This window comes from Streptomyces gossypii (assembly GCF_025165795.1).
Taxonomy (GTDB): domain Bacteria; phylum Actinomycetota; class Actinomycetes; order Streptomycetales; family Streptomycetaceae; genus Streptomyces; species Streptomyces gossypii.
Genome location: NZ_JAJAGO010000008.1, coordinates 349872 through 367446, shown reverse-complemented (window position 1 = coordinate 367446; position 17575 = coordinate 349872). Strand labels below are relative to the sequence as shown.

13 protein-coding genes are annotated in these 17575 nt (G+C 71.1%); 9 read left to right on the top strand and 4 right to left on the bottom strand.

Going from position 1 to position 17575, the window contains the following annotated elements:
* Positions 1 to 98: 98 nt before the first annotated feature.
* Positions 99 to 1922, bottom strand: a complete 1824-nt coding sequence (locus LHJ74_RS19380; protein WP_260219341.1) for a phosphoenolpyruvate carboxykinase (GTP) — start codon at positions 1920 to 1922, stop codon at positions 99 to 101.
* Between the two features lie 328 nt (positions 1923 to 2250).
* Between LHJ74_RS19380 and trhA the strand changes: the two genes are divergently transcribed.
* Positions 2251 to 2961: a PAQR family membrane homeostasis protein TrhA gene (gene trhA, locus LHJ74_RS19375; RefSeq protein WP_260219340.1), complete on the top strand. Its 711-nt coding sequence runs from the start codon at positions 2251 to 2253 to the stop codon at positions 2959 to 2961.
* Between the two features lie 36 nt (positions 2962 to 2997).
* Here trhA and LHJ74_RS19370 read toward each other — a convergent pair whose 3' ends face one another.
* Both LHJ74_RS19370 and LHJ74_RS19365 read right to left on the bottom strand, forming a co-directional pair.
* Positions 2998 to 4605, bottom strand: a complete 1608-nt coding sequence (locus LHJ74_RS19370) for an N-acyl-D-amino-acid deacylase family protein (protein WP_260219339.1) — start codon at positions 4603 to 4605, stop codon at positions 2998 to 3000.
* 66 nt (positions 4606 to 4671) lie between these two features.
* Positions 4672 to 5982: an alanine racemase gene (locus tag LHJ74_RS19365; RefSeq protein ID WP_260219338.1), complete on the bottom strand. Its 1311-nt coding sequence runs from the start codon at positions 5980 to 5982 to the stop codon at positions 4672 to 4674.
* 260 nt (positions 5983 to 6242) lie between these two features.
* On the opposite strand from LHJ74_RS19365, the gene LHJ74_RS19360 reads away from it, so the two are divergent.
* From LHJ74_RS19360 to LHJ74_RS19335, 6 genes are all read left to right on the top strand, one after another.
* Entirely contained in the window at positions 6243 to 7370 is a 1128-nt protein-coding gene (locus LHJ74_RS19360) for a sugar kinase (RefSeq protein ID WP_260219388.1), read from the top strand.
* Entirely contained in the window at positions 7367 to 8113 is a 747-nt protein-coding gene (locus LHJ74_RS19355; RefSeq protein ID WP_260219337.1) for an IclR family transcriptional regulator, read from the top strand. The genes LHJ74_RS19360 and LHJ74_RS19355 overlap by 4 nt, the downstream gene beginning before the upstream one ends.
* 89 nt (positions 8114 to 8202) lie before the next feature.
* A complete protein-coding gene (locus LHJ74_RS19350; protein ID WP_260219336.1) occupies positions 8203 to 8613 on the top strand; it encodes a RidA family protein in 411 nt (136 codons plus the stop codon).
* Between the two features lie 177 nt (positions 8614 to 8790).
* Positions 8791 to 10260, top strand: a complete 1470-nt coding sequence (locus LHJ74_RS19345) for a GntP family permease (protein WP_260219335.1) — start codon at positions 8791 to 8793, stop codon at positions 10258 to 10260.
* A gap of 191 nt (positions 10261 to 10451) precedes the next feature.
* Positions 10452 to 11321 carry a S1 family peptidase gene (locus LHJ74_RS19340; RefSeq protein WP_260219334.1) on the top strand — a complete coding sequence of 290 codons (870 nt, stop codon included), beginning with the start codon at positions 10452 to 10454 and terminating at the stop codon, positions 11319 to 11321.
* 148 nt (positions 11322 to 11469) lie between these two features.
* Positions 11470 to 12783: an Nramp family divalent metal transporter gene (locus LHJ74_RS19335; protein WP_260219333.1), complete on the top strand. Its 1314-nt coding sequence runs from the start codon at positions 11470 to 11472 to the stop codon at positions 12781 to 12783.
* A 197-nt stretch (positions 12784 to 12980) separates the two neighbouring features.
* On the opposite strand, the gene LHJ74_RS19330 is transcribed toward LHJ74_RS19335, so the two are convergent.
* Complete coding sequence (locus tag LHJ74_RS19330) at positions 12981 to 14624, bottom strand: chitinase (protein WP_260219387.1); 1644 nt, start codon at positions 14622 to 14624, stop codon at positions 12981 to 12983.
* A gap of 598 nt (positions 14625 to 15222) precedes the next feature.
* Here LHJ74_RS19330 and LHJ74_RS19325 point away from each other — a divergent pair.
* Positions 15223 to 16857 (top strand): hypothetical protein, encoded by a 1635-nt coding sequence (locus tag LHJ74_RS19325; RefSeq protein ID WP_260219332.1) that lies wholly within the window; start codon positions 15223 to 15225, stop codon positions 16855 to 16857.
* Positions 16854 to 17573: a Flp pilus assembly protein CpaB gene (cpaB, locus tag LHJ74_RS19320; RefSeq protein ID WP_260219331.1), complete on the top strand. Its 720-nt coding sequence runs from the start codon at positions 16854 to 16856 to the stop codon at positions 17571 to 17573. The genes LHJ74_RS19325 and cpaB overlap by 4 nt, the downstream gene beginning before the upstream one ends.
* Positions 17574 to 17575: the final 2 nt, after the last annotated feature.

Genomic DNA, 17575 nt, shown 5'->3' with positions numbered 1-17575 from the left:
CTCCACGGCTCTGTCCACCGCCGTTCCGTTCCCCACACGCGCGCCCCCCGTGCGCACGCCCGGCCACGGTGCGCGTGGCCGGGCGTGCGCGGTGTGGGTCAGCCCAGGCGCTGGACCAGCGCGCGGTACTCGTCCCACAGTTCCTTCGGCGTGTGCTCACCGAAGGTGTTCAGGTGTTCGGGCACCAGGGATGCCTCGTCCCGCCAGACGTCCTTGTCGACCGCCAGCAGGAAGTCCAGGTCGCCCGAGGACAGCTTCAGCCCGTCGGTGTCCAGCGCCTCCTTGGTGGGCAGCACGCCGATCGGCGTCTCCACACCTTCGGCCTCGCCGTTCAGCCGCTGCACGACCCACTTCAGCACCCGGCTGTTCTCGCCGAAGCCCGGCCACACGAACTTGCCGTCCGCGTCCTTCTTGAACCAGTTGACGTAGTAGATCCTGGGCAGCTTGTCCTGGTCGGCGTCGGCGCCCATCCTGATCCAGTGGGCGAAGTAGTCGCCCATGTTGTAGCCGCAGAACGGCAGCATCGCGAAGGGATCGCGGCGCAGTTCGCCCACCTTGCCCTCGGCGGCGGCCGTCTTCTCGCTCGCGACGTTCGCGCCCAGGAAGACCCCGTGCTGCCAGGAGAACGACTCGGTCACCAGCGGTACGGCGCTCGCACGGCGCCCGCCGAAGAGGATCGCGGAGATCGGCACGCCACGCGGGTCCTCCCACTCCGGTGCGATGATCGGGCACTGCCCGGCGGGGGTGGTGAAGCGGGCGTTCGGGTGTGCCGCGGGGACACCCGACTCCGGGGTCCACTCGTTGCCCTTCCAGTCCGTCAGCCGCTTGGGCGTCTCCTCGGTCATGCCCTCCCACCAGACGTCGCCGTCCTCCGTGAGGGCGACGTTGGTGAAGACCGAGTTCCCCCAGAGCGTCTTCATCGCGTTGGCGTTCGTGTGCTCGCCGGTGCCCGGGGCGACACCGAAGAAACCGGCCTCGGGGTTGATCGCGTAGAGCTGCCCGTCCTCACCGAAGCGCATCCACGCGATGTCGTCGCCGATGGTCTCGACCGTCCAGCCGGGGATCGTCGGCTCCAGCATCGCCAGGTTCGTCTTCCCGCAGGCGCTGGGGAAGGCCGCGGCGACGTACTTCGACTCGCCGCGCGGCGGGGTGAGCTTGAGGATCAGCATGTGCTCGGCGAGCCAGCCCTCGTCCCGCGCCATGACGGAGGCGATGCGCAGGGCGTAGCACTTCTTGCCGAGCAGCGCGTTGCCGCCGTACCCGGAGCCGTACGACCAGATCTCGCGCGCCTCGGGGAAGTGCGAGATGTACTTGGTGCTGTTGCACGGCCACGGCACGTCCTTCTCGCCCGGGGCCAGCGGGGCGCCGACGCTGTGCACGGCCTTGACGAAGAAGCCCTCGCTGCCCAGCTCCTCCAGTACGGGCTGACCCATCCGCGTCATGGTGCGCATCGAGACGGCGACGTAGGCGGAGTCGGTGATCTCCACGCCCAGCGCGGACAGCGGTGAGCCGAGGGGACCCATGCAGAAGGGCACCACGTACATCGTCCGGCCACGCATCGCGCCGCGGAACACGCCGTTCTTCCCCTCGAAGACCTCCCGCATCTCGTCGGGCGCCTTCCAGTGGTTGGTCGGCCCCGCGTCCTCCTCCTTCTCCGAGCAGATGAAGGTGCGGTCCTCGACCCGCGCCACATCGGTCGGGTCCGAGGCGGCGTAGTAGGAGTTCGGGCGTTTGATCGGATCGAGCTTCTTGAACGTGCCCTTCTCCACGAGCTCTTCGCTGAGACGCTCGTACTCCGCCTCCGAGCCGTCGCACCAGACGATTCGGTCAGGTTCGGTGAGGGCGGCGATCTCGTCGACCCAGGAGATCAGCTCCTGGTGACGGGTCGGTGGGGTGGTGGGAGCCGCAATGCTGCGCGCCACGATCGCTCCAGATGAGGGTTGAGGGTTTTGGGTTGTACGGATACAGGCACATATATCCAACTGCTGCCGTGTCTCTCGGCGCGCCCCTTGGGGGCAACGACCCGGATGCAATCGTGGCTACGCTCATCCGGTGCCGTGTTCGCTCATCTGATCATTGCGCGCTGTTGCCCATGTGTCCAGAGGGCCGCTCGGGTGAGCATCGCCACTTACGGCCCGGTGCACGGGAGCACGGGCGCCTTCCGGAGCGTGGCCCGCAGGTGTCTCCGGGGTGACGAAGACCGCCCGGCCATGCCGCGCATCCGGAATGTGCCGTGGGTAGCCTGTGGGTATGAGTGCTGCCGTGTCCGAATCCGACACCGCTACGGGCGTGACCGGGGCGGATCCGCCCCCGGCGGCTCTCCGGCCGGTCAAGCCGCTGCTGCGGGGCTGGCTGCACGCGGGCATGTTCCCGGCCGTGCTGGTCTCCGGCGTCTTCCTGACCGCACTGGCCGGAACCACCAGTGGCCGGATCGCGTGCGCCGTCTACACCCTGACCGCCTGCCTGCTCTTCGGCGTCAGCGCGCTCTACCACCGCGGCGACTGGAGCCCCCGCGCCATGGCGCTGCTGCGGCGCCTCGACCACGCGAACATCTTCCTGATCATCGCGGGCACCTACACCCCGCTGACGATCCTGCTGCTGTCCGGCGGCCGTGGCGATCTGCTGCTGTGGGGCATCTGGGCGGCGGCCCTGCTGGGCATCGCCTTCCGCGTCTTCTGGGTGGGCGCCCCGCGCTGGCTCTACACGCCCTGCTACATCGCCATGGGCTGGGCGGCGGTCTTCTTCCTGCCCGACTTCCTGCACGAGGGCGGCGTCGCGGTGCTGGTCCTCGTCCTGGCGGGCGGCATGCTCTACAGCGCGGGCGGCATCGTCTACGGCCTCAAGCGCCCGAACCCGTCACCCCGCTGGTTCGGCTTCCATGAGGTCTTCCACTCCCTGACCCTGGCCGCCTTCGTCGTCCACTACGTCGGCATCTCCCTGGTGGCGTACAGCCACAGCTGATCCGGGCCGGTGCCGGCGTCGGACCGGCGCAGCTTCTCAGGCGCTGCGGACGGAGCGGCCCGCCAGGACATCCGTGCGGTGGCCGTCGCGGACGACGTAGCGGCCGTCGATCAGGACGTGCGGGATGCCCGTCGGGTAGGCGCGGGGCACCTCGAAGGTGGAGCCGGCCGCCACCGTGTCCGGGTCGAAGAGCACCAGGTCGGCGCGGTAGCCCTCGCGCACCAGTCCCCGGTCGGGCAGCCGCAGCCGGGCGGCCGGGCGGGAGGTGAGGTGGGCGACGCACTCCTCCAGTGACAGCACGCCCAGCTCCCGCACGTACCGGCCCAGATACCGCGGGAAGGTGCCGTACGCGCGGGGGTGCGGCTTGTCGCCCTGCAGGATGCCGTCGCTGCCGCCGGTGTGCGCCGGATGCCGCATGATCGCGCGGACGTTCTCCTCGTGGCCGACGTGCTGGAGGATCGTGGTGCCCAAGCGGTCCTCGGTCAGCAGCCGGTGGGCGGTGACGAACGGCTCCTCGCCGCGCGCACGGGCGGACTCGGCGACCGTGCTGCCGACATACGGCCGCAGCGCCGGATCGGACACCCCGGAGATCTCGATGGTGTCCCACTCGATCGGCACGCCGTGGCAGCCGTCCGCGCCCTCGACCTCCATCGTGTGCCGGATCCGGGCGCGGGTCGCCGGATCCGCCAGCCGCTCCAGGACCTTCTCGGGGCCGCCCTCGCTCGCCCAGCTCGGCAGCATCGCGACCAGCGTGGTGCAGCCCGGGGTGTAGGGGTAGGTGTCGAGGGAGATGTCGGCGCCCTCGGCCAGCGCCCGGTCCAGCAGGGCCAGCAGCTCCGGCGCGCGGCCCTCGTTCACCCCGAAGTTCATGGTGGCGTGCGCGAGGTGGAGCGCGCAGCCGGCCTCGCGGGTGAGGCCGACCATCTCCTCGTACGCCTCCAGCGCGCCCGCTCCGTAGCTGCGGTGGTGGGGGCAGTAGTAGCCGCCGTGCTCCGCGACGACCCGGCACAGCTCGGTGAGCTCGGCGGTCGGCGCGTACATGCCCGGCGTGTACGTGAGCCCGGACGACATGCCGACCGCGCCCTCGGCCATGCCCTCCGCCACCAGCTGCCGCATCCGCCGCAGCTCGTCCTCCGTCGCCGGCCGGTCGTCCCAGCCGACGGCGAGGGCCCGGACGGTGCCCTGCGGGATCAGGTAGGCGGCGTTGACGGCGATGCCCTGGCGGTCGAGCCGGTCGAGGTAGCCGCCGACGGTGCGCCAGTCGAAGTCGATGTCGCCGCCGTCGCCGTTCCAGCCGGTGATCGCGCGGCGCACCCCGGCCAGCGTGCGGTCGTCGGCCGGGGCGTAGGACATGCCGTCCTGGCCGATGACCTCCAGGGTGACGCCCTGCGCGGCCTTCGCCGAGTGGTCGGGGTCGCGCAGCAGGGCGAGGTCGCTGTGCGCGTGCATGTCGATGAAGCCGGGGGCCAGGGCGAGCCCCTCGGCGTCGAGTGTGTGCCGGGCGGTGAGCCGTGCCGCCGCGCCGCCGCCCTCCCGCTCGGGCCGTATCTCGGTGATACGGCCGTCAGTGAGCCCGACGTCGGCCCGCTGGGCGGGTGCGCCGGAGCCGTCGATGACGCGGGCGCCGCGGATCACGGTGTCCATGGTGCGCTGCCTTTCTGCTCGCCCGCGCCGGGCGGGGCTGGACTGCTGGGCTGGGTGGGCGGAGCCTCAGAAGAAGGTGCGGATGTAGTCGGTGACCGTGCCGTCCGCCTCGACCAGCGGGATCAGCTGCCACTTGTCGAAGATCGTGCACGGGTGCGACATGCCCATCCCCACCCAGTCGCCGACCTCCAGCTGCGCGCCCGCCTCGGTACGTACCCAGACGTGCTGGTCGGACAGCCCGGTGACGGTGATGCCCTCCGCCGCCCGCTGGGTGCCGTCCCGGGCGGAGCGCACCCGCTGGGCCTCCGGCAACTGGAGGTCGTGGGCGGCGTCCCGCTTGCCCGCGTTGAGGAACGCCTGATCCGGGTGGGGCCGGGAGATCACCTGCGCCCAGAGTGTGAACGCGGGCCGCAGCGCGCCTTCCTCGGGCACCCGGTTGAAGGGCGTCAGCTTCCGGTAGTGGCCGTCGTCGTGCGCGATGTACGCCCCGGAGCGCAGCAGCTTCAGCACCGGCCGTGACAGCGGGGGCACCTGAGCGAAGACGTCCGCCACCGCGTCGAACCAGGCGCTGCCGCCCGCGCTCAGCACGATCTCGTCCACGTCCGGGCCGAACCGCCCGGCCTCGTCGAAGGCGGCTGTCAGCGCGACGAGCCGCCGCAGCCAGGCGCCGACGCGGTCGCTGTCGGCCTGGGGCACCTCGCCCTCGTACCCGGCGACACCGACCAGGCGCAGCGTCGAGGTGGCCGCCACCGCGTCGGCGACCGCCGCGCAGTCCGCCTCCGTACGGGCCCCGGTGCGGGCGCCGTCGCCCGCGGCCAGCTCCACCACCACATCGACCCGGCGGGTGGCGCCGGCCGCGCCGAGTGCCTCGTCCATCAGCTCGACGCCGCGCACGGAGTCGACGTAGCAGAGGAAGCGGAAGCCGTCGTCGGCATCCAGCTCCGCGGCGATCCAGCGCAGCGCCGCCGCGTCCACCAGCTCGTTGGCGAGGAAGATCCGCGGAATGCCGAACGCCCGGAACACGCGCACCTGGTGCGGTACGGCGGCGGTGATGCCCCAGGCGCCGTGGGCGAGCTGGCGGGCGAGCAGCTGCGGGGCCATGGGGGTCTTGCCGTGGGGGGCGAAGCGGAGCCCGTGCCGCTGCGTGTAGGTCTCCAGCAGCCGGAGGTTGTGCTCGACGGCCTCGGCTGACAGGGCCATCACGGGGGTGGTGAAACCGCCGGTGAACAGGTCGCGGCGCTCGGCGGCCAGCTCGCCGACCGTACGCCCGGTGGCGTCCGGAGGGAGGCCCTTGAAGCGGTGGTCGACCACGTCGGCGGCGAGGCCGGCGAGGGCGGCGTCCGTGCCGGAGGCAGCGGCGGCGGAGGAGGGAGGCATGGTGGCTCCAGAAGTTCTCGTTGCGTATGATGCAACAGCCATTGCGCATAACGCTTACTGCTGTCTAGCATCCCGGCGAACACCCGGTCAATGAAAACCAGGGTCCACCAGTGCCGTGCCGGACGACACGACCGGGCAGACCTTGCCGGAGCGGCACCGGGAACGGCACCGGGTTCGGCACAGTCCACCCCCAAGGTTGAGGAGCGACCCAGATCGTGACCAGCACCCCGCACGTCGACGCCGTCTGCCTGGGCGAGTCCATGGTCACGTTCCTTCCCTCCCGGCCCGGGCGGCTCGCCGACGTGCCGGCCTTCGCACGCGGCATCGGCGGCGCCGAATCCAACGTCGCCTGCACCCTCGCCCGCGCCGGGCACCCCACGCGGTGGATCAGCCGGGTCGGCGCGGACGGCTTCGGGGACCACCTCGTCCGTACGATCGCGGCGGCCGGGGTGGACACCTCGGCCGTCCAGCGCGACCCGTACCGTCCGACCGGGGTCTACTTCCGTACCGACGGCGAACGGGCGACGTCCGCCGACGGGGCTCCCGCCGAGGAGGGCGGTACCGGCGCCCGGCCCGGACCGCAGCCTGAGCCCTCGGCGGAACCCCCGGCCGGAACGACGGCCGAAGTCGCCTACTACCGGGCCGGATCAGCCGCCTCCGCCATGTCCCCCCGTACGGTCGACCTCGGCGCCGCGTTCGCCGGACGCGTCCTGCACCTCACCGGCATCACCCCCGCGCTCTCCGGCGACTGCCTCGCCCTGCTGCGTACGCTCACCGCCCGCCGTCACGGCCGCCACCGGCCGCTGGTCTCCTTCGACGTCAACTACCGGGTCGCCCTCTGGCGCGACCAGGCCGCCGACCCCGGCCCCGCCGTCCTGCTCGAACTCGCCCGCGGCTGCGACCTGGTGTTCGTCGGCGAGGACGAGGCGGAGGCCGCCTGGGGTGTCACCGGCGGTCCCGAGGCGATACGCGCCGCGCTCCCGGAGCCGGACGTACTGGTCGTCAAACAGGGCGCCACCGGGGCGGTCGCCTTCGTCCGCGACCAGGGCAGCACCCCGCAGACCGAGCCGGGCCAGGAGCCCGCCCCGAATCCGGCCCCGGACCGCACCGTGTACGCGCCCGGCCTCCGGGTCGAGGTGGTGGCGCACGTCGGCGCAGGGGACGCCTTCGCCGCCGGATTCCTCTCGGCGACCCTGCGCGGACTGCCGCTCCGCCAGCGGCTGCGCCACGGGCACCTGCTGGCCGCCGCCGCCCTCACCGTGCCCGGCGACCTCGCGGAACCGCCCGCCCGCGCGCACGCCGACCGGCTCGCCGCTCTCAGCCCAGACGAGTGGGGCACACTGCGACTCGGCCCCGGCTGGACCACAGAGAAGGCGAACGCCACATGAGTCAGACCGTCGACCGAGCCCTGAGCATCCTGCCCCTGCTGGCGGAGGGACCCGCCAATCTGGAGCAGGTCTCGCAGCGGCTCGGCGTCCACAAGTCCACCGCGCTGCGCCTCCTGCGCACGCTGCACGAGCACGGCATCGTCCACCGGCAGCAGGACCAGCGCTACCGCCTCGGGGCACGCCTGTTCGCGCTCGCCCAGGAGGCGATCGAGAACCTCGACGTACGGGAGATCGCCCACCCGTATCTGGCCCGGCTCAACGAGAAGACCGGCCACACCGTGCACCTCGCCGTGTACGAGGAGAACGAAGTCCTCTACATCGACAAGGTGGAGAGCCGCTACCCGGTCCGGATGTACTCGCGGATCGGCAAGCCCGTCGCGATCACCGTCGCCGCCGTCGCCAAGCTGCTGCTCGCCGATCTTCCGGAGTCCGAGCGGCGCTCCGTCGCCGAGGGTCTCGACTACCCCATGTACACCGCGCGTTCCACCCCGAACGCCGCCGCGTTCCTCGCCGAGCTGGCGAAGGTACGCGAACAGGGATGGGCCACCGACCTCGGTGGCCACGAGGAGTCCATCAACTGCGTCGGCGCACCCATCCGGGGCGCCGACGGCAGGGTCATCGCCGCGATGTCGGTGTCCGCGCCCAATGTGGTGGTCACCGCCGAGGAACTCCTCAGCATCCTGCCCCTCGTACGCCGTACGGCCGAGGCCGTCAGCGCCGAGTACGCCGGAAAACCCAGGTGACCGGGGGCAACCCCGGACAGGCCCTCGCCCTCACCGCCCTCCCGCCCCCGCGAAGCCCCTTCGCACACACGGAAGCCAGGAACCACACGATGACCGACAAGACGGCACTCACTCCCAGCACCCACACCACACCGCCCGCGAAGTTCTCGCACGGCGTCCGGAAGGGCAACATCCTCCAGGTCGCGGGCCAGGTCGGCTTCCTGCCCGCCGTCGAGGGCCAGGCACCGACCCCGGCCGGGCCCACCCTGCGCGAGCAGACCCTGCGGACCTTCGCCAACGTCGCGTCCATCCTCCAGGAGGGCGGTGCGAGCTGGGACGACGTGATGATGCTGCGCGTCTACCTCACCGACACCGCGCACTTCACCGAGATGAACGAGATCTACAACGCCTACTTCGAGGAGCAGGACCTCCAGGCGCCCCCGGCCGCGCGCACCACCGTCTACGTCGGCCTGCCCGCGGGCCTGCTCATCGAGATCGACGCGCTGGCCGTCCTCGGCTGAGCCGCCTGATCCCGCCCCTGATCCCGCCCCGCCCCTGACCCCGCCCCGCCCCTGATCCCATCCCGCTCCCGGCTCCGCACCCGCGCTCTCCCCCCCCCGGTCTCCGGCACGGGGCGCCGTGCCGCGATCCCCCCTGCCCGCACACCTGGCCACGCACGGAACAACGAGGTTTTTCGCATGCAGACAGCCGCTGCGTCCCCCGAGGCGCCACCGCACACAGGTGGCCTGCTGCTGCTGATAGACGGCACCGCCGGTCTGCTGACCGTCGCCGTCCTCGGTATCGCCGTCCTCCTCTTCCTCATCATCAAGGTCCGCCTGCAGCCCTTCGTGGCGCTGCTCGCCGTCTCCATCGCGGTCGGCCTCGCCGCCGGTCTCTCGGTCACCGAGCTCTTCGGAACCGTCCAGAAGTCCGACGCGACCTCGCTGCTCGAATCCGGGATGGGCGGCATCCTCGGGCATGTCGCGATCATCATCGGTCTCGGCACCATGCTCGGCGCCATCCTGGAGGTCTCCGGCGGCGCCGAGGCGCTCTCCGCCCGGCTCCTCGGCATGTTCGGGGAGAAGCGGGCACCGCTGGCCATGGGGCTGACGGGTCTCATCTTCGGTGTCCCCGTCTTCTTCGACGTCGGCATCTTCGTGCTGGCCCCGATCGTGTACGCGGCGGCGAAGCGCTCCGGCAAATCGATTCTGCTCTACGCGATGCCGCTGCTCGCCGGGCTCTCGATGACCCACGCCTTCCTGCCTCCGCACCCCGGCCCGGTGGCCGCGGCCGGACTGCTGGACGTGGACCTCGGCTGGGTCATCCTGATGGGTGTCGTCTGCGGCATCCCCGCCGTGGTGGCCGCGTGGGTGTACTCCGCGTGGATCGGCAACCGGATCTTCGTCGACGTGCCGCACGACATGGTCGAGGCCGTCGAGGAGTCCAGGAAGGCGATCGCGGCCGAGCAGCGCGCCTCGGGCGTCCAGCCCGCCGAGAAGCCGGTGTCCGTGAGCACCGTCCTCGCCATCATCGGTACGCCGCTGGTGCTGATCCTCGCCGCGACCTTCTCCTCCATCGCGCTGGATCCCTCCACCTTCCGCTCGGTCGTGGAGTTCCTGGGCCACCCCTTCGTCGCGCTGACGATCGCGCTGTTCCTCTCCTTCTATGTGCTGGGCATCCGGCGCGGCTGGTCCCGCAACTCGCTGGAGACCGTCTGCACGGCCTCGCTCAAGCCGGTCGGCAACATCCTGCTGGTGGTCGGCGCGGGCGGGATCTTCGGTGCCGTCCTCCAGGGCAGCGGAATCGCCGACGCCCTGGCGGACACGTTCGATGACATGGGCCTGCCGGTCATCGTGCTCGCCTACCTGATCTCGCTGGTACTGCGGGTGGCGCAGGGCTCGGCCACCGTCGCGATCGTGGCGACGGCCGGGATCGTCGCGCCGCTGCTCGCGGAGGGCGACTACTCGCAGGCGAGCACCGCGCTGGTCATCATGGCGATCTCGGCGGGTTCGATCTTCGCCTCGCATGTGAACGACGGCGGCTTCTGGATCGTCGCGAAGTACTTCGGGATCTCCGAGCGCGACACCCTCAAGTCGTGGACGGTTCTCGAATCCGTGCTCTCCGTCGCGGGCTTCACGGTCGCCGCGCTGGTCAGCCTGGTCGTGTAGGGCCTGTCGTGTAGATCTTGCCGGGCCGCAGCGGCCGTACGGCGTCCCCCAAGTGCCGTACGGCCGCCGCCCGGTGGAGACCGAGCGGGCGTCCGACGGGCGTTCGACGCCCTCTTGCCAGTTGCCTCCCCGAACCGAACAATGCGGTGCGTCAACCGAACGAACCTTCGGTTCAGAGAGGAACTCCCCCCATGAAAAGACCTCTCGCCGGTGCCCTGACGGCCGCGCTCCTCGGAGCCGCCGCCTTCACGGGCATCGCCGCGACCCCCGCCGCGGCCACCGGCCCCCAGGCGGAGGCCGGCGCGGACTCCGCGCAACAGCCCAAGGCGACACCGGACTTCGCCGGGACGGTGGCGCTGAGCAACTGCTCCGGCTCCGTCGTACGGGTGCCCCAGTCCGAGCCCGACGATCCCGCGCTGGTGCTCTCCAACGGCCACTGTCTGGAGAGCGGCATGCCGGGCCCGGGCACGGTCATCACCGACCAGCCCTCCAGCCGCACCTTCACCCTGCTCGGCGCCCGGGCGAACGACCTCGGCACCCTCCGGGCGACAAAGGTCGCGTACGGGACGATGACCAAGACCGACATGTCCCTGTACGAACTCAACACCACCTACGCGGAGATCGAGGCCGAGCACGGCGTCCAGCCGCTCGACATCGCACCCGAGCACCCGACCGCGGGCACCGATGTCACCGTCGTCTCCGGATACTGGAAGCAGACCTACAGCTGCCAGATCGACGGCTTCGCCCACCAGTTGCGGGAGGCCGGGTGGACGATGGAGGACTCCATCCGCTACACCTCCCCCTGCCGCATCATCGGCGGCACCTCCGGGTCACCGCTCGTGGACGACGCCACCGGCAAGGTCGTCGGGGTGAACAACACCCTCAACGAGAGCGGTCAGCGGTGCACCCTGAACAACCCGTGCGAGGTGGACGAGAACGGCAACGTCACCGTCCACCGGGGCATCGGGTACGCCCAGCAGACGTATCTCCTCGCGGACTGCATAGGCACCGGGAACAAGATCGATCTCAGCCTTCCCGAGTGTGAGCTGCCCAAGCCATAACCGGATGCGGAGGTTCCGGGCTCCCGTGCCCGGGACCTCCGCTCCAGTTCAGCCCCCCGGATTACGGTCCCCGCACACCCTTGTGCGCGACCACCCCCTGCCTGTTTCATTCGCCGAGCATCAATGGGCAAGAGCGCGGAGGCCGGACATGGCTACGGAGCACACCGAACCCGGCGCCGCGGACGAGGGCGCGCCCGTCGTACGCAAGCCGACCTGGCGCTATCTGGGGCCGGGCATCGTCGTCGCCGCGACCGGCGTCGGCGCGGGCGACCTGGTCTCGACCCTGCTGGCGGGCAGCAAGTTCGGTTACACCCTGTTGTGGGCCGCCGTGCTGGGCTGTCTCATCAAGATCGCACTGGCGGAGGCGGTGGGCCGCTGGCACCTGGCCACCGGCCGCACCCTGCTGGACGGCTGGCGCAGCCTCGGCCCGTGGACCACCGTCTACTTTGCGATCTACGTCGTCACCTGGGGCTTCATCTACGGCGCTGCCGCCATGACCTCCAGCGCGCTGCCGCTCCAGGCCCTCTTCCCCGGCGGTCCCGACCTGAAGTACTGGGCGATCGCCACCGGCCTCGCCGGTCTGGGCTTCGTGTGGTTCAACCGCTACGCGGTCGTCGAGAAGGTCATGATGGTCCTCGTCGGGCTGATGTTCGTCGTCGTCGTCTTCGTGGCGATCCGGGTGTCGCCTCACCTCGGCGACTCCTTCGCGGGCCTGCTCCCGGTCCTTCCGGACGGCTCGCTGCTCTACACCCTGGGACTGGTCGGCGGCGTCGGCGGCACGATCACCATGGCCGCGTACGGCTACTGGATCAACGCGAAGGGCTGGACCGACACCAGCTGGATGCGGATGATGCGCTTCGACAACCGGGTGGCGTACGTCACCACCGGCATCTTCGTCGTCGCGATGCTGATCATCGGTGCCGAGCTGCTGCACGCGAGTAACGTCTCACTCACCGAGGGAGGCCGGGGTCTGCTGGACCTCGGGAACATCCTGGAGAACCGTTTCGGCGGCTTCACCGCGAAACTCTTCCTCATCGGCTTCTTCGCCGCCTCCTTCTCCTCGCTGGTGGGCGTCTGGCACGGAGTCAGCCTGCTCTTCGCGGACTTCGTGGGGCGGATCCAGGCCGTACGGGCGCGGACGGATTCGGCGGCGGGCAGCGTCGACGCCATCGCGCGCGGGGAGCAGGAGCGCTCGCTCCCGTTCCGGGGCTATGTCCTCTGGCTCACCTTCCCGCCGATGACGCTGCTCTGGCTGGATGAGCCGTTCGGCCTGGTCATCGCCTACGGGGTGCTCGGAGCGTTCTTCATGCCGTTCCTCGCCGCCACCCTGCTGTGGCTCCTCAACACCAGCCGTACACCGCGCGAATGGCGCAGCGGCCCGCTCAGCAACACGGTGCTGTCGGTGTCGGCGGTCATCTTCCTGGTGCTCTGCGTGGAACAGGTCCGCGAACTGCCCTGGTGAGGCAGTCGCACTCCGGGCCCGCACCTGATTCCGGGAAGGGCCCCGGCCCCGTCCAGCAGGAGGCGTCCAGCGGGAGGCGGGGCCGGGGTGTGCCGGACCAGGGACGGGGTCCGGCAGGTGTCTCCCGGCGGGACGGGGGTGCAGCCCGCCCCGCCGGGAGGCACCGGCTCCTGGTTCTGTGAGAAGGGAGCGACGGGCTACGGCAGGCCGTGCACGTGCGGACCCACCGCGTTCGACCAGGCGTTGCCGTTCAGCGCGTCCCAGTTCGTGGACCAGGTCATCGCGCCACGCAGCGCCGGGTACGTCTTCGCGGGTGTGAACCTGCCGCAGTTGGTGCCCTTGGCGAGGCAGTCCAGCGCCGAGTTGACGACCGACGGGCTGACATGGCCGCCGCCCGCGCCACGCGGCGAGGCCGGGGTGCCCAGGCCCACCTGGGAGGCGTCCAGGCCGCCCTCCAGCTGGATGCAGGCGAGCGCGGTGAGGAAGTCCACCGAGCCCTGGCTGTACACCTGCTGGTCGCAGCCCAGCATCGCACCACTGTTGTAGTACTGCGTGTTGACGACGGTGAGGATGTCCTTCACGTTCAGCGCCAGCTGGAAGTACTGGGTGCCGGTGGACTGCATGTCCAGCGTCTGCGGGGCCATCGTCAGCACCAGGTCCGGCCCGGCCTTGGCCGACAGTTGCCGCAGGGCCTTGCTGAGGTAGACGGAGTTGACGCCGTGTTCGAGGTCGATGTCGACGCCGTCGAAACCGTACTCCTGCATCAGCGCGTAGGTGCTGTTGGCGAACCTTGTGGCCGAAGCGTCGTCGGCGATCGAGACGTTGCCCAGCTCACCGCCGACGGAGATGATCACCGACTTGCCCGCCGCCTGCTTGGCGGCGATGTCCGACTTGAACTCGGCTTCCGAGGGAGCCAGCGCCGGGTCCAGGTTGAAGACGATCTCGCCCGGAGTGGCGGTCGAGTCGGCGAAGGCCACGGCGATGATGTCGTAGGCGTCCTGTACGTCGCTGATCTGCTGCGTCCGGGCGCCGTTGTCGAAGTTCTGCACGTAGCCGGTGACGGCGTGCCTGGGCACCCCGTTGTCTCCGCCGCCGCCTTCCGCCGAGGTGCGCCCGGTGACGGTCGCCGACTTCGCCGACTCACCGGCCCCGTTGACCGCGCTGACCTGGAAGTCGTAGGAGGTGGAGGGGGTGAGCCCGGTCAGCTTGGCGGTCGACCCCGGTGCGGACTGCACCTTCCGGCCGTCCTGATAGACGTTGTACGCCTCCGCGTCCTGCACCGCCGTCCAGGACAGCTCGACGGAGGTGGGGGTGACCGTACCGACCGCGAGACCGTCCGGCTTCGCCGGGAGCTGCGGCTCGCCCGGGTCACCGCCGCCCGGCCCGGTCAGGTTCACGTCGTCGGCGAAGTAGGCGGGCTGCCCGTACCAGCCGTGGGTGTAGACGGTCACGGAGGTGGTGTCGGGCCCGGTGCTGAAGGTGGTCCTGAGCTGCTTCCAGTCGGCGGCCGAGCTGGTCCATGTCGTCGCGTCCGTGGTGCCCGTGCCGCCGGCGCCGAGATAGATATAGCTGCCCTTCACCCATGCGCTCAGCTCGTAGTCCGAGTTGGGCAGTACGGAGACGACTTGGGCGCACCGGGCGTTGTCCTGACCTGCGGGGGTGGCCTTCAGGGCGCTCGAACCGCTGTGTGCGGCTGTGGAGTCGGCGGTACCGCTGCCGCCCGAGCAGGTCCAGTTGCTGAGCCCGGTCTCGAAGCCGGGGTTCTTCACGAGATTCGCGGCGGCCTTCGTGGCGCCCTCCGCGGCGCCGGCCGAGGCGGCGCTGAGCCCGCTGGTGAGCATTGCGGCTACCGCGGTCAGAACCACCCCGCCCAGCCTGGCGCCGCGCAGGCCGCGGCGCAGGCCACCGCCTCGTCGGTTTCCGGACGCCCGCTTCCGTCTCGTATGCGTGCTGCGTTCCACTGACTGCCTCCGGCATCGGGGGGTTGGGGGAGGAAACGCTGTACAGGAATGACGGTGGCCACCGTCGTGCACCAGGTCGCTACTGAGCGGGAAGACTGGTCCAGACCAATAAGTCTGTCAAGGCCTCGCGCACGCTCCCGTACGGGCTTCTCACCCGCCGAACGCTTAGCCGCAGGTGGGAACGGGGTAGACCAGGGGCGCGGGTTGATGTGTCGGATCGGTTCCGTCCGGTGCTGTTGTTCGGGAATTGGTTCTCTGTCAGGAGCCGCGCCGATAAGGTGTCATATCGTCAGTCAGCTCCCCGGAGGTTCCGGATCCGGGAGGCGACGGCGGTCCATCAGCACACCAGGACAGGGCAGTTGGCCGGGATTCGGTGATTCCGGGCGCGGCGGCTCAGGGTCTCCGGGTTCGGAGCCTCCGAGCTTGGGAACAAGCCAGGCTCAAGTCCACACGCCGTTACGGACGGGGGGAGCGGGACGTGACTACCGCCCTAGCGGTCACCAGCCACGGGCACATGCTGTCGCCGCCCGACCGGCACACACCCCGTGCGCACCTCCTCAAGCCTCCCGGCGAACAGCCGCTGGAAGCCGCGCTCGACGAGATCCACACCCTGCTGGAGCAGCACGGCTATCTCATCGCCCTCTACCCGGACTCCCTCCCCACCCCCTTCCTCCACCGACTGCACACCCTCCGCGCCCTCCTGGAGAGCGACCGCATCGCGCTGCTCCCCACCGGACTTCCGCCGCTCGCCACGGGAGTGCTCGTACGGCAACTGCGCCAGCTGTCGCTCTGCGACTTCAGCCCCGGCGTACTGGCCGCGGCAGCCCGGCTGCTGGCGCACTACATCCACGCCGGAGCGGTGCTCAACTCGGTCGCCAAGCTCGACCGGATCCCGGTGTCGCTCACCGCGCACGCCAAGTCCTGGATGCCCGGCGCCCAGTTCGCGGTGCTCGCCGTGCCCACGCCGCGGCTGATCCGGCTCGGCAGCGGCGGCGAGAGCGGAGGGAGCGCCGGTGGCGGCCTGCCCGCACCCGAGTACGGCACCCGGCTGACCGTGGCCGCCGGAGCGGTGGGCTCCGACTGGGTGACCCAGACCCTCGCCCAGCAGTGGGGGGCCGCCGAAGTCCAGGAGGCGTACCTCCCGGACGACTCCGCCCGCTGGTGGGGCACGGCCAAGCTGACCGAGTTCGCCGCGGCGATCCCGGACGCCTCGGTCCTCTACCAGCTCGTCGCCTCCGTACGGCGGGACGAGTGCCACTGGTGCGGGCTCGAACTCATCGGCGACCGCTGCGCGTTCTGCTCCGCCCCGGTGCCGCCCGGCCCATCCCCGGCACACCCCGCGCCGCCCCGCGCCGCCACCCGGCGGCCCGGCCACGTCCCCACCCCGATGGCCGCACCACCGGTCGCACCGGTCCCTGAACCGATGCCCCAACGGCCCGCCGCGCAGCCGCCCGCCCCGCCGCAGCCCCCCTCAGCCCTGGCACCCCCCACGCCGACTGCGACCGTCCGCCCGCTCTCCGCCCAACCACCCGCCCAGCCAAGGCCCTCCGGGCAGGCGCCGGCCGCGCCGGATGCGGCCGTGCAGCCGCCCTCCGCGCAGGCGGGACCCGCGGGGGATCGAGCAGTCCGGGCCCGGCCCGCCACGCCGCCCTCGGGGCTGGCGCGGTCCGCGGCGGACGCCGAGGATGCACCCGGCGCACAGGCGTCGTCCTTCCGCCCTCCTGCTGCGGTATCCCGGCTCGGGGACACCCCTGCCGCGCAGGCGCCCGCTGAGCCGGGGCCGTCCGGGCAGGCACCGGCCCCGCTGGGTGCGCCTGTGCGGGCGGGGTCCGCGGGGGATCGGGATGTTCAGGCGCCGCCCTCCGGGCTGGCGCCCGGTGCGGCCGCAAGGCCGCTCCCCGCGCTGGGGACGCCTCCGGGTGCGGGCGCACAACCGCACCACCCCCAGGGGCCAGCCGCGCAGCGCCCCGCGCAGGGGCGGTCGCAGCCCTTGCCGCAGGAGCGGCATGTGCCGCGTCCGGGCCCGCAGGGCCCGTCATACCCGGGCCCGCAGGGCCCCCCGTATCCGCCGAACACCGCAGTCGTCGTCCATCAAGGGGACCCCCGTCCATGAACTCACGCCAGCGCCGCGGCGTCATCCTGATCGTGATCTCCGCCCTGTGCGCCCTCGGGGCTCTCACGGGTGTCGTGGTGGTGATCCGGGACGCGGAGTCCAAAGTCGGCCCGGAGACGACGGCGTATGAGCTGAAGGGCGACATACCGGCCTATGAGCCGCTGGACGCCGACCAGTTCAGGAAGATCTCCATGCCGGAGCGCTGGCTCCCCGACACCGCCGTCACCGATCTCGGCAAGCTGCGCGGCAAGATCGCCGTCAATTCGCTGCGCAAGGGCTCCCTCCTGCAACGCGACATGATGGCCGAGCGCCCGGCCCTGGAGCCCGGTCAACAGGAGATCGCCATCATGATCGACTCTGCGACCGGCGTCGCGGGCAAGATCAATCCGGGGAACAGGGTGAACATCTTCGCCACCTTCGAGGGCGAGACCAAAGGCGACAAGGCCCAGCCGTCCCAGTCCAAACTGATCGTCAACAACGCAGAGGTCATCGATGTCGGGAAACTCACCCCCTTCAAGGACGGCGGCGACGACGCCAGCACCCGCCAGCGCGAGCGGGAGGGCGTCCCGATCACCTTCGCCCTCTCCACCGCCGACGCCCAGCGCGTCGCCTACGCCGAGTCGTTCGCCGAGCACGTACGGCTCGCCCTGATCGCCCCGGGCAGTGAGACCGTCCCGGAGGACGAACGCACCTACACCCTCGCCCGGGACAAGTGAGC

What these genes read in the sequence shown, in the direction of transcription:
- trhA (WP_260219340.1), top strand. Translation starts at nt 2,251, where the DNA reads ATGAGTGCTGCCGTGTCCGAATCCGACACCGCTACGGGCGTGACCGGG.
- LHJ74_RS19370 (WP_260219339.1), bottom strand. Translation starts at nt 4,605, where the DNA reads ATGGACACCGTGATCCGCGGCGCCCGCGTCATCGACGGCTCCGGCGCA.
- LHJ74_RS19365 (WP_260219338.1), bottom strand. Translation starts at nt 5,982, where the DNA reads ATGCCTCCCTCCTCCGCCGCCGCTGCCTCCGGCACGGACGCCGCCCTC.
- LHJ74_RS19360 (WP_260219388.1), top strand. Translation starts at nt 6,243, where the DNA reads ATGGTCACGTTCCTTCCCTCCCGGCCCGGGCGGCTCGCCGACGTGCCG.
- LHJ74_RS19355 (WP_260219337.1), top strand. Translation starts at nt 7,367, where the DNA reads ATGAGTCAGACCGTCGACCGAGCCCTGAGCATCCTGCCCCTGCTGGCG.
- LHJ74_RS19350 (WP_260219336.1), top strand. Translation starts at nt 8,203, where the DNA reads ATGACCGACAAGACGGCACTCACTCCCAGCACCCACACCACACCGCCC.
- LHJ74_RS19345 (WP_260219335.1), top strand. Translation starts at nt 8,791, where the DNA reads ATGCAGACAGCCGCTGCGTCCCCCGAGGCGCCACCGCACACAGGTGGC.
- LHJ74_RS19340 (WP_260219334.1), top strand. Translation starts at nt 10,452, where the DNA reads ATGAAAAGACCTCTCGCCGGTGCCCTGACGGCCGCGCTCCTCGGAGCC.
- LHJ74_RS19335 (WP_260219333.1), top strand. Translation starts at nt 11,470, where the DNA reads ATGGCTACGGAGCACACCGAACCCGGCGCCGCGGACGAGGGCGCGCCC.
- LHJ74_RS19330 (WP_260219387.1), bottom strand. Translation starts at nt 14,624, where the DNA reads ATGCTCACCAGCGGGCTCAGCGCCGCCTCGGCCGGCGCCGCGGAGGGC.
- cpaB (WP_260219331.1), top strand. Translation starts at nt 16,854, where the DNA reads ATGAACTCACGCCAGCGCCGCGGCGTCATCCTGATCGTGATCTCCGCC.